This window comes from Aminipila terrae (assembly GCF_010120715.1).
GTDB lineage: Bacteria > Bacillota > Clostridia > Peptostreptococcales > Anaerovoracaceae > Aminipila > Aminipila terrae.
The window spans coordinates 1,787,237-1,804,938 of record NZ_CP047591.1; the positions used below are offsets into that span (position 1 = coordinate 1,787,237).

The 17,702-nt window shown below is 37.8% G+C and carries 18 protein-coding genes and 1 pseudogene; 14 read left to right on the forward strand and 5 right to left on the reverse strand.

What is annotated here, in order from left to right; genetic code table 11:
• Positions 1–137: 137 nt before the first annotated feature.
• The 6 genes and pseudogenes from Ami3637_RS08535 to Ami3637_RS08560 all read left to right on the forward strand — a co-directional run bounded on the left by Ami3637_RS08535 (position 138) and on the right by Ami3637_RS08560 (position 5,504).
• Positions 138–1,204, forward strand: a pseudogene (locus Ami3637_RS08535) (DUF362 domain-containing protein).
• Between the two features lie 200 nt (positions 1,205–1,404).
• The gene (locus Ami3637_RS08540; protein WP_243157970.1) at positions 1,405–2,250 is read left to right on the forward strand and encodes an amino acid ABC transporter substrate-binding protein; all 846 of its coding nucleotides are present in this window, start codon (positions 1,405–1,407) and stop codon (positions 2,248–2,250) included.
• Between the two features lie 14 nt (positions 2,251–2,264).
• A complete protein-coding gene (locus Ami3637_RS08545) occupies positions 2,265–3,044 on the forward strand; it encodes an amino acid ABC transporter permease (protein ID WP_330586540.1) in 780 nt (259 codons plus the stop codon).
• Positions 2,983–3,747, forward strand: coding sequence for an amino acid ABC transporter ATP-binding protein (locus tag Ami3637_RS08550; RefSeq protein WP_202931032.1), 765 nt, complete (start codon positions 2,983–2,985; stop codon positions 3,745–3,747). The genes Ami3637_RS08545 and Ami3637_RS08550 overlap by 62 nt, the downstream gene beginning before the upstream one ends.
• Before the next feature lie 175 nt (positions 3,748–3,922).
• A complete protein-coding gene (locus tag Ami3637_RS08555; RefSeq protein ID WP_162362202.1) occupies positions 3,923–4,495 on the forward strand; it encodes an RNA polymerase sigma factor in 573 nt (190 codons plus the stop codon).
• Positions 4,488–5,504 carry a hypothetical protein gene (locus tag Ami3637_RS08560; RefSeq protein WP_162362203.1) on the forward strand — a complete coding sequence of 339 codons (1,017 nt, stop codon included), beginning with the start codon at positions 4,488–4,490 and terminating at the stop codon, positions 5,502–5,504. The genes Ami3637_RS08555 and Ami3637_RS08560 overlap by 8 nt, the downstream gene beginning before the upstream one ends.
• Before the next feature lie 96 nt (positions 5,505–5,600).
• Here Ami3637_RS08560 and Ami3637_RS19120 read toward each other — a convergent pair whose 3' ends face one another.
• On the reverse strand, positions 5,601–5,846 hold the full coding sequence (locus tag Ami3637_RS19120; RefSeq protein ID WP_408609067.1) for a DUF4397 domain-containing protein: 246 nt from the start codon (positions 5,844–5,846) through the stop codon (positions 5,601–5,603).
• Here Ami3637_RS19120 and Ami3637_RS17435 point away from each other — a divergent pair.
• Positions 5,800–5,952, forward strand: a complete 153-nt coding sequence (locus Ami3637_RS17435) for a hypothetical protein (protein ID WP_243157971.1) — start codon at positions 5,800–5,802, stop codon at positions 5,950–5,952. The two genes, Ami3637_RS19120 and Ami3637_RS17435, sit on opposite strands and share 47 nt — an antisense overlap.
• On the opposite strand, the gene Ami3637_RS08570 is transcribed toward Ami3637_RS17435, so the two are convergent.
• Positions 5,942–6,223: a DUF4397 domain-containing protein gene (locus Ami3637_RS08570; RefSeq protein WP_162362205.1), complete on the reverse strand. Its 282-nt coding sequence runs from the start codon at positions 6,221–6,223 to the stop codon at positions 5,942–5,944. The genes Ami3637_RS17435 and Ami3637_RS08570 overlap by 11 nt on opposite strands.
• Positions 6,224–6,393: 170 nt before the next feature.
• The gene (gene coaBC, locus Ami3637_RS08575) at positions 6,394–7,593 is read right to left on the reverse strand and encodes a bifunctional phosphopantothenoylcysteine decarboxylase/phosphopantothenate--cysteine ligase CoaBC (RefSeq protein ID WP_202931033.1); all 1,200 of its coding nucleotides are present in this window, start codon (positions 7,591–7,593) and stop codon (positions 6,394–6,396) included.
• 275 nt (positions 7,594–7,868) lie between these two features.
• On the opposite strand from coaBC, the gene Ami3637_RS08580 reads away from it, so the two are divergent.
• On the forward strand, positions 7,869–9,512 hold the full coding sequence (locus Ami3637_RS08580; protein WP_408609068.1) for a glutamine--tRNA ligase/YqeY domain fusion protein: 1,644 nt from the start codon (positions 7,869–7,871) through the stop codon (positions 9,510–9,512).
• 85 nt (positions 9,513–9,597) lie between these two features.
• Positions 9,598–10,749, forward strand: coding sequence for an NAD(P)-dependent malic enzyme (locus tag Ami3637_RS08585; RefSeq protein ID WP_162362207.1), 1,152 nt, complete (start codon positions 9,598–9,600; stop codon positions 10,747–10,749).
• Positions 10,750–10,814: 65 nt separating this feature from the next.
• On the opposite strand, the gene Ami3637_RS08590 is transcribed toward Ami3637_RS08585, so the two are convergent.
• Positions 10,815–12,932: an ATP-binding protein gene (locus tag Ami3637_RS08590; RefSeq protein ID WP_162362208.1), complete on the reverse strand. Its 2,118-nt coding sequence runs from the start codon at positions 12,930–12,932 to the stop codon at positions 10,815–10,817.
• 98 nt (positions 12,933–13,030) lie between these two features.
• Positions 13,031–13,342 carry a hypothetical protein gene (locus Ami3637_RS08595; RefSeq protein ID WP_162362209.1) on the reverse strand — a complete coding sequence of 104 codons (312 nt, stop codon included), beginning with the start codon at positions 13,340–13,342 and terminating at the stop codon, positions 13,031–13,033.
• A gap of 233 nt (positions 13,343–13,575) precedes the next feature.
• Here Ami3637_RS08595 and yhbY point away from each other — a divergent pair, with 233 nt between their 5' ends.
• The 5 genes from yhbY (at position 13,576) to wecB (ending at position 17,672) form a co-directional block, all read left to right on the forward strand.
• Positions 13,576–13,875, forward strand: a complete 300-nt coding sequence (yhbY, locus tag Ami3637_RS08600; protein ID WP_162362210.1) for a ribosome assembly RNA-binding protein YhbY — start codon at positions 13,576–13,578, stop codon at positions 13,873–13,875.
• 14 nt (positions 13,876–13,889) lie between these two features.
• Positions 13,890–14,693: a tRNA pseudouridine(38-40) synthase TruA gene (truA, locus tag Ami3637_RS08605; RefSeq protein WP_162362211.1), complete on the forward strand. Its 804-nt coding sequence runs from the start codon at positions 13,890–13,892 to the stop codon at positions 14,691–14,693.
• A 65-nt stretch (positions 14,694–14,758) separates the two neighbouring features.
• Positions 14,759–15,208, forward strand: a complete 450-nt coding sequence (locus tag Ami3637_RS08610; RefSeq protein WP_162362212.1) for a deoxycytidylate deaminase — start codon at positions 14,759–14,761, stop codon at positions 15,206–15,208.
• Between the two features lie 7 nt (positions 15,209–15,215).
• Positions 15,216–16,553 (forward strand): MraY family glycosyltransferase, encoded by a 1,338-nt coding sequence (locus Ami3637_RS08615; RefSeq protein ID WP_162362213.1) that lies wholly within the window; start codon positions 15,216–15,218, stop codon positions 16,551–16,553.
• A gap of 12 nt (positions 16,554–16,565) precedes the next feature.
• On the forward strand, positions 16,566–17,672 hold the full coding sequence (gene wecB / locus Ami3637_RS08620; RefSeq protein ID WP_162362214.1) for a non-hydrolyzing UDP-N-acetylglucosamine 2-epimerase: 1,107 nt from the start codon (positions 16,566–16,568) through the stop codon (positions 17,670–17,672).
• Positions 17,673–17,702: the final 30 nt, after the last annotated feature.

Consider the following 17,702-nt stretch of genomic DNA (forward strand, 5'->3'; position numbering starts at 1 on the left):
TAAGAAGGATGAATAATACCAGAAACATGGTTTTGGAGGAAAATATGAATAAATCAAAAGTATATTTTACCAGCATGAAAACAGAGTTAGGTGTCAGTTTGCTGGCCAAACTAGATAAACTGATTAGAAAGGCAGGGATGGATTCCATAGATTTTAATGGAAAATACACGGCAGTTAAAATTCATTTTGGGGAACCAGGGAACCTGGCTTTCTTAAGACCAAACTATGCCAAAGTACTTGTAGACCTGATTAAGGAACAGGGAGGACGGCCATTTTTAACGGATTGCAATACCTTGTATGTGGGAGGAAGAAAAAATGCTTTAGACCATTTGGATTCAGCTTACACAAATGGATTCTCACCTTTTTCCACAGGCTGTCACATCATTATTGCTGATGGATTAAAGGGAACAGATGAAGCATTAGTACCTGTAGTGGGGGAGAGTATGTTAAGGGAGCAAAGATTGGACAGGCCATAATGGATGCTGATATTTTTATTTCCTTGAACCATTTTAAGGGACATGAATCTACGGGATTTGGAGGAGCCATAAAAAATATCGGAATGGGATGCGGTTCCAGGGCAGGAAAGATGGAACAGCACAGTGCGGGAACTCCTATGATAAGCAACAAAAAATGTGTGGGCTGTGGAAAATGTATAACTGTATGTGCCCATGATGCCATTAAAGTAGAAAACAGGAAAGCTTCTTTAAATGAAGAAAAGTGCGTAGGATGTGGGCGGTGTATTGGCATTTGTCCTACCGATGCAATTGCTACCAAATGGGATGAATCCAATGATATTTTAAATAAAAAGATGGCAGAGTACACTTGGGCTGTTCTTCATGGAAGACCACATTTTCATGTGTCCCTGGTAGTAGATGTATCACCTAATTGTGATTGCCATTCTGAAAATGACATTCCTATTGTACCAGATATAGGGATGTTTGCTTCCTTCGATCCAGTGGCTCTGGATATGGCTTGTGCAGATGCAGTAAATAGGCAGACACCGGTAGCCGGAAGCATTCTGGCTGAATCTAAACATCATCATTCAGCCCATGGCAAGTGCCAATGTGGCTGTGAACATGATGAAGCTCAAACCGATGACCATTTTAAAATGACCCACCCGGATACAGACTGGATAGTCTGTATGGAACACTGTATGAAAATGGGCATTGGAAATATGAATTATGAATTAATAACAGTGAAATAATAAAGGCGTTGTTGGAATTCGGATGAGAATTTCTGACAACGCCTTTTGTATATTTTACTAATTTTATGGCATTTTTTTTATGCAGGCACTAAAAATCAGTTGACAATAATAATAAAATATGCTACTATTATTTAGTAGCGCTTTAGAGAGGTAAAGCGTAAATGGGTAAAAGAAAAAATTTTATAGCTAGGAGGATAGTAATGAGAAAATTATTAACAATTTTACTTACAATAACATTAGTAGCTGGATTGCTTACAGTTACTGGCTGCGGAAAAACAGAGCAGACAAAGGATAAAGGCAATTCAGATTTAACAGGCTGGGACTATATTAAAGATAAAGGAGAATTAGTTGTCGGATTAGATGACACTTTTGCACCTATGGGATTCCGTGATGAATCAGGTAACTTAGTAGGTTTTGATATTGATCTGGCTAATGCTGTAGGTGAACAGCTTGGAGTTAAAATTACATTTAAGCCAATAGACTGGAATGCAAAAGATATGGAGTTAAAATCAAAGAGAGTCGACTGCATCTGGAATGGTATGTCTGTAACAGCTGAAAGAATGGAAAAAATGGCTTTAACAGATAAATACTTAAACAATAAGATTATTGTAATGGGTAAAGATAACACTATTAAAGTTGAAAAGGCAGAAGATTTAGCTAAGTACAATGTGGGAACCCAGGCAGATTCTTCTGCACTTAACGTATTAAAAGCAAATAAAGCGTATAAGACCTATGCAGATAAAATTTCTGAATATAAGAGTTATGATGAAGCCATTATGGATATGCAGGCAGGAAGAATTGACTGTATTGCCGTAGACCAGGTATTAGGAGAATACAAGAATTCAAAACTAAGTAAGAAAATGGTTGTATGCGATTATAACTTTGGTGGTGATTTCTATGCAATTGGCTGTCGTAAAGAGGACAAGGATGTAGCTGCTAAGATAACCGATGGACTTGCTGCAGTAATTAAGAGCGGAAAAGCAGAAGAAATCAGCAACAAGTGGTTTGGACGCAACATTGTTATACTTGAAGGATATGATAAATAAGGAGTAATAGTACAGTGAATCAGTTTTTAGGTCAACTGACAGAGACTATAAACTATGTGGGCGTTTTAATGCCTACATTATTGCAGGGAGCTTGGGTAACGGTCAAGCTCTTTGCTTTTACGTTAATATTGTCTCTGCCTTTGGGACTGCCTTTTGCACTTGGCAGTAACAGCAAATTCGCACCGTTCAGGTGGATTTCAAAAACATATATATGGATATTTCGAGGAACACCACTGATGCTTCAGTTGTTTTTCTTCTACTTTTTTCTTCCTATTGTGATGAATCTAAGATTAGACCCGTTTACCACTGCAGTTATCACTTTCGTTCTGAATTATGCCTCTTATCTGGCAGAAATCTATAGAGGTGGTATAGAAAGTATTGATAAGGGCCAGTATGAGGCAGCTCAGTCGCTTGGACTGGACAGACGACAGACTATGTTTGGTATTATACTTCCTCAGACGATAAAAAGAGTATTACCGGCGGTGTCTAATGAAGCAATTACGCTGATAAAAGATACAGCATTAGTTTCTGTAATTTCAGTAGGAGAATTGCTGAAAGCTTCAAGTAGTGCAGCAAACAGAGATGTAAACCCTATGGCATTTGCCATAGCAGCAGTCATATACTTAATATTTACCTTTATATTGACTTTATTAACAGGATATCTGGAGAGATATTACTCAAAGTTTGAAGGAAAAGAAGTTCAGATAACTAGTAAAAGAAGGAGGGCGGCATATGGAAGATATTTTGCAGATGAAAAATATAGTAAAGCAATTTGCAGGATGCATGGCACTTGACAATGTAGACTTCTCCATGAAAAAAGGAGAAACCGTAGCGATTATAGGTCCCTCTGGATCAGGTAAAAGTACGCTTTTAAGGTGTATAAACTGTCTTGAAAGGATTACCAGCGGAAGCATTACTTTAAACGGCGATACTTTTGTTGATACAAAAAACGGTCAGAAGGCCGTTTACCTGTCAGATAAGCAGCTTAAAAATATTTGCGCAGAAACAGGTATGATCTTTCAGCATTTTAACTTATTCCCCCATATGACTTGCCTGGATAATGTGTGCTATGCGCCTATAAAGGTTAAGAAGCATAGTAGAAAAGAAGCACAGGAAAGAGGACGTCAGCTTTTGGACATGGTTGGTCTGGCCCATAAAGCGGATGCTTATCCTGCACAACTTTCAGGCGGTCAGAAGCAGAGAGTGGCCATAGCAAGAGGTCTTGCCATGAATCCCGAAATCATGCTATTTGACGAACCTACCAGTGCTCTTGACCCAGAGATTACAGGGGAAGTTCTAAATGTTATGAGAAAACTGTCCAAAGAACATACAACGATGGTTATTGTCACTCATGAGATGGGATTTGCAAGAGAAGTTGCTGACCGGGTAATATTTATGGATGCAGGAAAAATAGTTGAAGAAGGAACTGCAGAAGAAATATTCCAGTCTCCAAAGAGCGATCGTTTAAAAGAGTTTTTAAGCTCGGTATTACGATAAATGTAAACTACCTCTTGAATGGTGTAGGATTAATACATCATTCAGGGGGTTTTTTTATGCCAAGGAAAAAATCGAATTTAACTGTATTAAAATAAAAGGTATAATTTTGTCGGGTTTTTCTAAATAAACTTGAATGTATTAGTTGAGATGTTTCAGTAAAAAAGGAGGTGACCCTGTGTCAAGAGATTTGGATGAAAGACTTGTAGCACTTTTGACCGTAGACCCGCAGCAAGGATATATTGAACTTATCGATAAATATTTAGGGTTTGTTTATAAAATAGCCTATAGCAAACTTTTAGGAGTATGTAGCAAAGAAGATATTGAGGAATTTGTGTGTGATATTTTTTATGAATTTTACTGTAATCGGGATAAGATTAATCTGGAAAAAGGGTCGATAAAAGCAATTTTGACAGTATTTACCAAACAAAGAGCGATAAATCTATTTAATAAAAAAACAAAAGCGCAAGAAGGCATTTCTTTATATGATGATAGTTTGCAAAACATCTTAATTGACAATAAAAATGTAGAACAACAGATTTTAGATACGGAGAGAAAAGCAGGATTAATTACTGCAATTAAATCTCTAGGATATCCAGACAGCCAGATCCTCATCAGAAAGCATTACTTGGGGCAGACCCTAAGAGAAATCAGTGTTGACTTGGATATGAGAGTTAAAACTGTGGAAAAAAGGTATGAGAGAGCCTTAAAGAAATTGAGGAATGTCATTGGAGGTGTTGAAAATGCGTAATGACAGGAATAATATATCTGGCAATAGCGTAGAGATTTTAAAAGGTTTGGATGAACTAGATTTAGAGGAAACAGAGATGCTTTTATTGGAAATCAACAAAGTAACTCTTTCACCAAAAGAAGAGATGGTTTTGAAGGAAAAAGTATTGAAAAAAGTTAGAAGCGAAGCTTGGGAAAGTATAGGGGAAGCAGACAAAAAAACTGTAAAGGAAGAAAAGGTTCTGCGCACTAAAAGCAGAATATGTATGAGAAGGATAACTGCTTGTATTGCGGTAGTCATGTTTTGCTCCATTGCTGCAATAGCAGCAACCAATATGGAGGGCTTACAACGATATTGGGGAGGAGATACGAGAGTATACAGAGATCGTGCTATAAAAACGATTCAGAGCGTTAAAAATGAAAATATCAAGGCCAACATCGAAGGCATTGTTACCGACAATTATCAGTGTGTTTTTATTTTTAGTGTAGAAGCCCTTACGAAAGAAGGGCGGAAAATTATAGATAAGAATATAAGCAAGCACCATATCGTGGAACTGAAAATAAATCCTAAAATGATAGAAGGTTCTCCAAATACAGGAATATTTGAGTATACGGATGACAATAAAAACAAGGATTATAAAGCATATAAGTGTGATTTTGAACTTAAAAATGTAGATGTTTTACAGCCAGTAACCGTTGAATTTGCTGGACTAACTATGAATTTTGATATTCCGAAATACATGCAGGTAATCACACTCTATCCAGATTCGGAAGCAGGCTTTGCAAGTGTGGAGTTATCACCAATCGGCTTTTATTATAAAGCTGCTGAATATGCGGAAGAGGTAAGACTGATTAAGAATAATGGTACGTTAGAAGACGATGATATGGGCTATTTCAGCTCAATGGGGCAGAAAGATAACGGCGAGGTAACAAGTATAGTAGGCTCATTTACAAGATTAATAGATTTAAACGACTATTTGGGTATACAAATTGACGGGATAAACTACACGGCAAAGAAGTCAAAAGAATAAAAGATATCGAAACGTTTAGATTCAGTTATAAAATTTAGAAATAAAAAGGCTGCAAGAAATAAATTATATTCTTTCTTGTAGCCTTTTTTATGTTTTTTATAGAACAGTACTATCTTTTACAAGAAGTGCTTGTAGTTCAGGGGATTGGCCTGCAAGACCGATTGCGTAGACAGTATAAATTGTATTTTTAGTCAATTCCACATCAGGAACGGTAAGAACAACTGTTGGGGTTCCTGTTAATCTAACTTGTAGTGTATAGATTGATGGGGGAACTTGAAGGTAGGATGTAACTTGCTTGAAGGAAACGTTTTCAAACAAAATAGTTCCATCTGGTAAAGTTATGTCAACTGCTGGTGCATTAGGTGATAAGTGTGCAAAGCGAACCATTGCATTACTGTTTTGGGCTGGAACATTAGAATCAATAATAGCCAGAAATCCTATATTTTAAGAGTTCCTGAGGCAGCAACTGTAATTATTTCATCTTTTTTTATAGATAACATATTTGTTAATACTGGAGAACTTTTATCTCCTGCTGCATAAAGAGAAATTTTATAGGTGCCTTCATTTAATGGCATATAATCTGTATAATTACCATAAGCAAGGTTTTTTGCAATTAATTTATCATTTGCATACACGTCTACATTTGGAGCGTCTGGAACTGCATGCAGAACACGGACATAGCCTGAATAAGAATTTTCCATATATTTTCGAACTTTCATATTTTCACACCTCATAATATTAATATATATATATTTAATTAAAATCATCTTCAATATAATTTGGCATATAAAATATAATATGTTCAATAACACATTTAGGTTAACTAAAAAGGAACCTGAAAAAGAGGTTATCCCATCTATTTATCAAGTCCCTAAACTTTCATTTAACTCTATTTATTTTCGTATATTTTTAATGCTGCATTAATGATTTCGTTAGCCGTATCAAATTTCGACATAATTGGAAGTTCATTAAAACCGTCTTTCGTAATAATGGTTACGATATTGGTATCCGTTCCAAAACCTGCTCCGGCCACTTTTAAATTGTTTGCTACAATCATATCCACATTCTTTTTAATCAGCTTTGCCTGGGAATTTTCCAGCATATTTTCTGTTTCCATAGAAAAACCGCACAGGACTTGGCCTTCCTTTTTTATGGAACCCAGGTGCTTTAGGATATCTTCTGTCCGGGTTAACGGGATAGCCAGATCTTCATCTTTCTTCTTCACTTTATTTTCATAAGTCACAGAAGGTGTGTAATCGGATACAGCCGCAGCCTTAAATACCATATCGGCAGATGAGATTCTTTCACACACAGCTTCGTACATGTCTTTTGAAGAGGTAATGCTGACAACATCAACAAACATAGGAGGTGCTATGGAGGTTTTTCCAGTAACTAATGTAACCTGTGCACCCCGCAGCATGCAGGCTTTTGCCAAAGCATATCCCATTTTACCAGTAGAGTGATTTGTAATATAACGTACAGGGTCAATGGCCTCTTGTGTTGGTCCAGCAGTTACCAGGACGCTTTTTCCTGTTAAATCCTTTTTCAGAGCTAGATGTTTTATAATATATTCTAAAAGAATCTCCGGTTCAGGCATTTTGCCTTCCCCTACATCATTGCAGGCCAGCAGGCCAGTAGCCGGCGTGATTATCTCAAATCCATAATCCTCTAATTTCTTTAAATTGTCCTGTGTGATAGGATTTTGATACATATTGGTATTCATGGCAGGGGATACTAGCTTTATTGCCTTAGAAGCTAAAACTGTGGTTGTAAGCATATCATCCGCAATGCCTCCTGCAAATTTGGCAATTACATTTGCGCTGGCTGGAGCAACCATAATCAGATCTGCTTTTTTTGCGATGGATATATGGGTTACATCAAATTTAAAATCTCTGTCGAATGTATCTACAAGGCATTTGTTACCTGTAAGTGTTTCAAAAGTAAGAGGTGCAATAAATTCACAGGCGTTTTTAGTCATTATGACATGCACATCACAATGCTGCTTCTTTAAAGCACTTGCCAGATATGCAGTCTTATAAGCAGCGATACTGCCTGTTACGCCGAGTACGACGGTTTTTCCTGATAGCATAATGAAGTTACCTTTCTAAATCAATAGATTTTTTAAGCGTACTAACAAAATCTTTTGCAGCACACATACCATTATTTTAAATACTTATTGCACGAAAAGCAACTAGAATGTTATAATGTTGATTTAGATAATAACGGCGTTGCCCACAGGTAATCACCAGGAAAATGCTTTTAACCAGGCTGAAAAATGGGATATGGTTTAATCAGTAAGGCACTGCCGCAAGGAAATTAGGAGGAAGGACAATGGCTGACATTAACAAGGACGTTAATTCTGAAGTGACAGAAACACAGACAGCTTCCAATTTTATTCATAACATTATAGATAAAGATTTGGAAACTCAAAAGTACGGAGACAAGGTATATACCCGATTCCCTCCGGAACCAAATGGTTATCTTCATATAGGACATGCAAAATCCATATGTTTAAATTTTTCAACTGCACAGAAGTATGGTGGAAAGTGCAATTTAAGATACGATGATACAAATCCTGTAAAAGAGGATGTTGAATATGTAGATTCTATTGAAGAGGATGTAAAATGGCTGGGATTTCAATGGGATAAGAGGCTTTGGGCATCGGATTATTTTGATAAGATGTATGAGGCTGCTGTAGAACTTATAAAAAAGGGAAAAGCTTTTGTATGCGACTTGAATGCAGAACAAATCAGGGAATACAGAGGAACCTTAAAAGAACCGGGCAAGGAAAGCCCTTATCGAAACAGAAGCATAGAAGAAAACCTTGCACTTTTTGAAGAGATGAAAGAAGGCAAATATGAGGACGGAGAAAAAGTTCTTAGAGCTAAGATTGATATAGCTTCACCTAATATTAATCTGCGAGATCCGGTTATATACAGAATTGCTCATACAGCTCACCACAATACAGGGGATAAGTGGTGTATTTATCCTATGTATGATTTTGCTCACCCAATTGAAGATGCCATAGAAGGCATCACACATTCAATATGTACCCTTGAATTTGAGGATCACAGACCTCTTTATGAATGGGTTCTGGAAGAGCTTGGGTGGTGGCAGGCACCGCCACAGCAGATTGAATTTGCCAGACTGAACATTACAAACACAGTGATGTCCAAGAGATACTTAAAAGCTATGGTGGACGATGGTACTGTTGAAGGATGGGATGACCCTCGTATGCCTACTATTGCCGGATTAAGAAGACGAGGATACACCTCCGAAGCAGTAAGAGATTTCTGTGAAAGGATTGGAGTGTCAAAAGCAAACAGTCTGGTCGATATAGCATTACTGGAGCATTGTGTCAGAGAAGATTTGAAAAGTAAAGTACAGAGCAGAAATGTTGTGGAAAATCCCATTAAGGTAGTTATAACAAATTACCCGGAAGATCAGACAGAAGAAATGGAAATCGAAAATAACAAAGAAGTGCCGGAGATGGGCAGCAGAATGGTGCCATTTTCAAAGGAACTTTATGTTGATGGCGAAGACTTCATGGAGATACCAGCTAAGAAGTATTTCAGGCTGTTTCCAGGAAATGAAGTCCGATTTAAGGGTGCATACTTTATTACCTGCAATGAAGTCATAAAGAATGAAGACGGCAGCATTAAGGAACTTCACTGTACCTATGATGCGGAAACAAAAAGTGGCAGCGGATTTGAAGGTCGTAAAGTAAAGGGGACTATACACTGGGTAGATGCCAGAACAGCAGTTAAAATTAAGATACGCCAGTATGAATATCTAATGATAGAAGATGAGAACGGAGAAAATATTATAAATCCTGATTCATTAAAGGAAATTGAAGCTTTTGGGGAGCCTGCTGTTTCAGAAGCACAACCGGGAGAACGTTTCCAATTCTTTAGACATGGCTATTATATTGCGGATACAAAACTTTCAAATGATACGGAAAAGGTATTTAACAGGATCGTAGACCTAAAGAGCTCCTGGAAGAAATAAGGAATCTGGAAGTACAGGCGGGTGGTTTTGGTAAGACACTGAAACTGCCGGCCTTTTGTAATAATTTGAAAGGAGAAGGAAATAGATGAACTATTATGAAAAATCCCTGCAGGCCCATGAAGAGAACAAAGGCAAATTAGAGATAAGAAGTAAATTAAAGGTGACAAATAAAGATGAACTTTCCATTGCATATACCCCGGGAGTCGCAGAACCTTGCAGAAAAATACACGAAAAACCGGAGGACGTATATAAATACACCTCAAAGGGAAATACCGTAGCAGTAGTCAGCGATGGATCAGCTGTTCTGGGCTTAGGAAATATAGGTGCCAAGGCAGCTATCCCTGTTATGGAGGGGAAGGCTGTTTTGTTCAAAGAATTTGCCAATGTGGACGCAATTCCAATTTGCCTTGAAACTCAGGATGCAGATGAAATTGTCAATATTGTAAAAAACCTTGCTCCAACATTTGGAGGAATTAATTTAGAAGACATTTCTGCTCCAAGATGTTTTGAGATTGAGAAAAGACTGCAGGAATTAGTGGACATACCAGTTTTTCATGATGACCAGCACGGGACTGCTGTGGTGGTATCCGCAGCGGCTATCAACGCTTTAAAAGTTGTGGGAAAATCTCTTGGAGAGATTAAGGTTGTAATCAACGGAGCTGGTGCTGCAGGCACAGCAATTTCTAAGATGTTATTGAATATCGGAATAAAAAATGTTATTGTGTGCGATAAGTTTGGCGCATTGTGCAAAACGGATAGTTCTTTATCACCTGCAATGAGGGAACTTGCTGAGATGACAAATAACAATCTGGAAACTGGCTCGTTGAAAGATGTTTTAGCCGGGGCAGATATGTTTGTAGGAGTTTCAGCACCGAAGGTGCTGACGGAAGAAATGATTAAAACTATGGCGGAGAATCCTATTGTATTTCCTATGGCAAATCCGGAACCTGAAATTATGCCTGATTTAGCCAAAAACGCTGGTGCGCGAATTATAGGAACAGGAAGGTCTGATTTCCCAAATCAGATTAATAATGTTCTTGCTTTTCCAGGAATTTTCAAAGGGGCATTAGCTGTGAGGGCTTCCAGAATTACAGAAGAAATGAAGGTAGCTGCGGCTTTTGCACTGGCAGATATGGTAAAAAAGGAACAGTTAAATGAAGAATATATCATCCCAAGTCCATTTGCTGAAGGAGTGGCAGACGTAGTAGCTGCTGCAGTGGCTGCTGCCTGGAAATAAATATTTTAGAGCTGATTAAAAAGATGGAGCGCAAAAGTATGCAAAAATACAATGCGCTCCTTTTTTTAATTAAAATCAGAGCTTTTTTTGCATACACCGTCAAGCTCATATCTAAATATTGGAAGAAGAGTTGTTGCTTTTTCTGATTCTTCTTTCAGAGCCGCTTCTAACTCAGCGGCAACCTGTTGCAAGGGGATTAAACCCAGAGTACCTGCAAGCCCTTTTACTGAATGGGCGATTCTGTGTGCTTCAGTGAAGTTCTTATCCAGAAGTAACTCCTGAATATCATTATCAACATGAGCATAAGATGTTTTAAACTTTGTTAAATGTTTTATGTATTGTTTTTCGGAACAACCCAGGTTCTTTGCAGCCTCTGACAAACTTAAATCACCAGTACACTTTATTTCTTCTGGCACAGAAGCCCCTGCCGGGAAATCTTCTGAAGCCTTGACACTTCCAAAGTAAGGCAGTAGTGTTCGGAAGAATTCCTTATATCGGAATGGCTTACTGATAAATCCGTCCATAATGCCTTTATATTTTTCTTTTGTTTCAACATCAATATTGGTGGCAGTTAATGCAAGAATAGGACAAGTAACACCAATTTCTGTTTTTAAAATCTCAGCGGCGGTGTATCCATCCATCTTTGGCATGTGTATGTCCATAAGGATAACGGTATAATAGTTTTCCGGGACTTTAATACACATATCGATGGCTTCCTGACCGTCACAGGCATGTTCGCAGATAATATGGGAATCGGCTAACATGTTTTGTGTTACTTCATAATTCAGTTCAGTATCCTCAACCACCAGAACCCTGTGACCTTCTCCGTTTAAAAGAGAACGAGAATTTGATGTTACCCCTACCATATCACATAAAGAGGAATCAATGGTACGGGCCCAAATCGTAAACTGAAATCTGCTTCCTACATTTTTCTGACTTTCTACCCAGATATCTCCACCCATGGCGTTTACTACGTGTTTGCAAATGGCAAGACCAAGGCCTGTTCCCTGATGCTGTTTGGTCAGATGGTTTTCCAGCTGTTCAAACTCCTGGAAAACCTTGGATACATCTTCTTTATCTATACCCATGCCTGTATCTTCAATGGTAAACTTCAGCAAAATGGAATTTCCGTGATTGCCAAGGGGTTCAATAACGAGTCGTATATGACCTGAATTTGTAAATTTGCAAGCATTGTTTACCAGATTCAGAAGAACCTGGGCAAGCCTTGTCTTATCCATAGATAAGCATAAATCCGGCGGAAATTTAAAGTCCTTAATAAATTCCAGGCCCTTATTATATATAATCGGTCTGAAAATTTCTTCAGACTCATTCAGCATATTAAGCAGATTAAAGTCTGATGGATATAAAATAAAGTTTGACTTTTGTATCTTTGAAATATCTAAGACATCGTTGATAATATTGAGAAGTAATTCGGATGATATATGTATCTTTGATAAGATATCATCCTGCTTATCAGTAAGTTCAGTGCCTTTTAAAATATGTACCATACCGCAGATAACATTTAACGGGGTTTTTATTTCATGAGATACATTGGCTATAAATGAAGACTTGGCATTGGCAAAGTATTCGATTTCTTTAAGTTGCTGTTTCAGTTCATTATCTTTCCTTTTACTGTCTGTACAATCCTGTATCAAAGTTACGAACTTAGGTTCATCATTATCGTCAAAAATAGCAAAACAATTGTAATTAATATAACGCATTTTCCCATCGAAAGTATAAGAGAGTAAAATGTTTTTCTGATTCTCTGCAAAAGAATGAGAGGGCAGTGTTTCTGCAATCTCCTCTGGAAGTATTGCAAAGGAAGTCTGACCCAGTGGGTTTGGGGACTGAATATTTAAAAGCTGCTTATAAGTTGCATTCATATATTCATATTTATAGTGCTTGTCCACTATGGCCATACCTACATCTGCATTTTCAATTGCCTTACTGTAAAGCTGGTTAAAATAGGCATTATATTGATTGTTCTTTAAATAAAGAGAAACAGCTTTTGAAGCACATAATGCTAATATTGTCCCGATAAAGATGGAAAATGTTGATATAAAGTGAAGAAAAAACAAAAGGTTGTCCTCTTTCTCCTTGATACGGTCCATGTAATGAGAAGTATACTGATTCGTCAAAGAAACTCTGGTGCTATACAAATCATAGAATGCATTGCTTTGCATAAAAGATAAATTTTTCTGATCAACAGCAGATAAAAGAATATCTAGTAGATTATTGTAGCAATTCAGATTTGATAAAAGTAAATACTGTTCCTTGGAATTCAGTAAAAAGTTGTATGCAGATCGTCTGGAGAATCGCTGTTACTATGATCATCGGGAATCTGGAAGTCGGTAAGTTTTCCATTGTCAGAAAAATTCAGGTAGCTAATGTTTTCATTATTACAGCTAATAAAGTTGTTGGCGTAATTGGTGAATGTATATTTTGCAGAAGCATCACCTGTAGAAATATATTCTTTTGCATCTGCAATTAATCCGTGAAATACTTTATCATATGTACTGTTAAAACTTAGAAGGCAGTTCTTGCTTTTTTCATAATAAATAAGCTGACTGTTGGCTGATACGTAACATATCATACAACATACAAAATTAGCGACAATATAATAATTGTAACTAAAATATATTTTAATTTGTGCAGCATACCGGATTCCTCCTTTCTAGTGTCAAAATACATTTATAAAAGCATTGTAATATGTCGAAAAATAAATGTAAATAGCTTCGACAAAAGCAGACAATTTACTACTACTTTTATTTTCTAAAATGATGTATAATAAGAACTAATAATGTGTTTTTGAAAGGGAAAGAAAGAATGATTACAAGTAAACAGAGAAGTTATCTGAGAAGTTTGGCCCATAGTCTGGAACCATCCGTATATTTAGGCAAAAGCGGACTTACAGAGAATATTATAAAGGAAGTAGATGTAAATCTTGAAGCCAGAGAACTGGTAAAGGTTAAACTTCAGGAGGGTTGCAGTCTTGAACCTAAAGAGGTAGCTAATCAGATTGCAGAAGAACTGGGAGCTGAATTTGTACAGGCTATAGGTAAGAAATTCACTCTCTACCGACAGTCAAAAGAGAATAAGCAGATTGAACTTCCAAAAGCTAGATAACTGTGGTATAGCTTATGAAAAATATTTTGCTTACGATAGAATATGATGGCACTTCTTTTTTCGGCTGGCAGAGACAACCAGAAAAAAGAACCGTTCAGGGTGAATTGGAACGGGTGCTTAGTGTGGTATGCCGATGCCCAGTACAGGTGAATGGAACCAGCAGAACGGATGCAGGGGTACATGCTTTAGGCCAGAGGGCAAGCTTTAAAGGTGATTTCGGCATTCCTACTGACAGATTGGTGGTTGCTGCAAATAATATTCTGGCAGGCGGAATGAACTCCATTGGGAAAATAGGCGATCTGAGGATTGTTTCTGCAGAAGAAGTACCAGAGGGGTTTCATGCCAGATTTGATGCAAAAGGAAAAAAATATGTGTATAAAATCTTAAATTGTCAGGAAACACAAATTTTTAGCAGAAATCAATATTATCAGGTAAGAAAAAGTCTTAATATAGAAGCTATGAAACAGGCAGCTTTATATATTAAAGGAACTCATGACTTTAAGTGCTTTCAGGCGGCAGGCGGTGAAGAGAAAAAAACTACTGTCCGAACAATATACGATTTACAAATCACGGAAGAAAAAAATGAGTTGGGAAAACGGACTATTTTCATAGAAATTAAAGGCGATGGCTTTTTATATAATATGGTGAGAATCATTACAGGAACCCTGGTAGAAGTCGGGTCAGGGAAACTGCCGGCGGAGGCGGTTCAGGATATAGTTGAATCTGGCCAAAGGCAGAAGGCAGGTCATACGGCTCCACCACAGGGGCTGTACTTATCAAAAGTTTACTATAAACTTGAAGATTTGGCTGGTCTTTGATACAATAAATAGATTAGGATAAAATAGGTTTTATAAACATAGCAGATTTCTGGAGGAAATAAAAAATGGCGAGACCTAGCTGGGATGAGTATTTTATGGAAATAGCAGCACTGACAGCGCAGCGCTCTACGTGCTTAAGAAGGCAGGTGGGTGCAGCTATTGTATGTGATAAACATATTGTAGCAACTGGCTATAATGGCGCCCCAAGAGGCATAAAGCATTGTGAAGAAAGAGGCGGATGCCTTAGACAGAAGTTAAATGTGCCTTCCGGGGAAAGACATGAACTGTGCATGGCACTTCATGCAGAGCAGAATGCCATAATACAGGCGGCAACTCTTGGACAGAGTATTGAAGGCGCTACCATTTATATTACACACCAGCCTTGCGTTATATGTGCAAAAATGATTGTTAACGCAGGGATTGAAAGAATTGTTGTAAAAGAAGGGTATCCTGACGAATTATCAATTGAAATACTAAAAGAAGCAGGTCTTAAAATAGAAAAGATAGGGGATTAGATTTATCATGGTTTTTTGGATAGCATTTTTAGCAGCTTTTGTGCTGTCAATTACTTTTACGCCAGTAGCAATTAAACTGGCACCTTTAATTGGAGCAGTAGACATACCAAAAGATTCCAGACGTATGCATACTAAGCCAATGCCCAGATTTGGAGGATTAGCTATATTTGTAGGCGCTATGGCAACTATTGCCTGGCTGACCTGGTACGGATGGCCAATACTTGAAAGAAATTTTGCCCAGATGGGGGCAGTTATATTGGAACAGCCTGTAGGCCGTATGCCAGGAGTCCTGTTAGGCGGTGTGCTGATATATATACTTGGCATTATAGACGATCTGAAAGGAATGCCTGCAAAGGTTAAATTTTTGGGACAGGCTTTAATCGCCTGTGTACCATATGCTTTTGGAGTAAGGATTGAATTTGTAACCAATCACTTCGGAGCTACCTTTGGGGACTCGCATAGCTATTTTGTAGGAGCTATATGCTTTTTTATAACTATAATATGGATAGTAGGTATTACTAATACAGTAAATTTAATTGATGGGTTAGACGGACTGGCTTCAGGCGTGGCATCCATCTCTTCTTTATGTCTGGCGTATACGGCATATATCCACGGATCCTATTTACCGGCTCTTGCAATGCTGGCTCTGGCAGGGGGTGCACTGGGATTTCTACCATACAATTTCCATCCTGCAAAAATATTTATGGGGGACGGGGGTTCGCTATTTTTAGGATTCATGCTGGCAACGCTGTCTATAGTGGGGCCAGTTAAGAGTGCCACTATTATGGCTGTCATTATACCCGTACTGGTTTTAGGACTGCCAATTTTTGATACAGCATTTGCCATACTTAGAAGATTAGTAAACCACAGACCTATTATGGAAGCAGATAAAGGACATCTTCATCACAGACTGATGGCTGCTGGGTTGGGTCAGCGAAGGACCGTACTTACCTTATATGGAATAAGTGGTGTAATGGGAGTAGCAGCGGTGCTTTTCAGCAGGGATTTATTTGTAGAGACTGCAGGTTTGATTGGCATAGCAGCCATGTATATATATGTATTCCTGACAGACGCTAATAATTGGAGGCTGCAGATTAAAGCAGTTAATATTGCCCATGAAGAAAAACAGCAAAAGAAATTGGAAAAGAAACAAAAAAATAATTTAGATATAAAAACGAATCAGATTGAACCTTCAAAGCAGGAAGAAAGTAACAAGGCAGATGAGCCGGCAGGTAATGAAGATGAGCCGGAGGATGAGGAGACCACAGAAGGTGAAGACGTTTCAGATATTAAAAAAGATGACACAGAGGGTTTAGACATCAAAGAAGATGAGTCAAAAGAATAGGAGCGTGTAAGGATGAAAGTAATGACTGTCTTTGGAACAAGACCGGAAGCTATAAAAATGGCACCTTTAGTAAAAAAATTAAATGAAACAGAAGGCATAGAATCTGTGCTTTGTGTAACTGCTCAGCATAGGGAAATGCTGGATCAGGTATTAGAGTTGTTCCAGCTGACACCTGATTATGACCTGAATATTATGAAGCAGAACCAGACTATCAGTCAGATTACATCAAATGTACTGGTGGGGCTTGAAGAAGTTTTGAAAAAAGAAAAGCCAGATGTGGTTTTGGTACATGGAGATACTACTACTACTTTTGCTGCAGCTCTTGCAAGCTTTTATCAGCAGATAAAGGTAGGACATGTGGAGGCAGGACTGAGAACCTATGATAAATATTCCCCGTATCCTGAAGAAATGAACCGGGTATTAACAGGTCATATTGCAGATTTTCACTTTTCTCCAACAGAAAAAAATAGAATGAATCTGCTAAAAGAAGGCGTTATTGATGATAATATCTATATTACGGGAAATACTGTTATTGATGCACTTTTTCAGGTAGTGGACAAACCTTATGAATTTGAAGATGAAACGCTTAAAAAGATTGATTTTGAAAGCAAGCGTGTTATTACAGTAACTTGCCACAGAAGAGAAAACTTAGGGGAAAATATGGAACACATTTTTGGTGCTATTCGAAAAATTGCTGAAGAGTTTCAAGATGTGGAAATTGTTTATCCTATGCATATGAATCCTAAGGTGCGTGAAACAGCTAATAAGATTTTAAACAACATGGAGAGGGTTCATTTAATTGATCCCCTTCAATATCAGCCTTTTGAAAATCTTATGGCAAAATCCTATTTTATTATTACGGATTCAGGTGGAATTCAGGAGGAAGCACCATCTCTTGGAAAACCAGTGCTGGTTGTAAGAAAAGAGACAGAGAGGCCTGAGGCTGTAGAGGCTGGTACAGTAAAGCTTGCGGGGGTTGAAATGGAGACCATTTATAATCTCTCTAAAGAGCTGCTAACGAATCAGGAGGCCTATAACGCTATGGCTCATGCCGTAAATCCTTATGGTGATGGTCATGCATGTGAAAGGATTGTTGATATATTAAAGAAGAAACTTTAGTAACCATTGAAAATAAATATTTATTAAAAA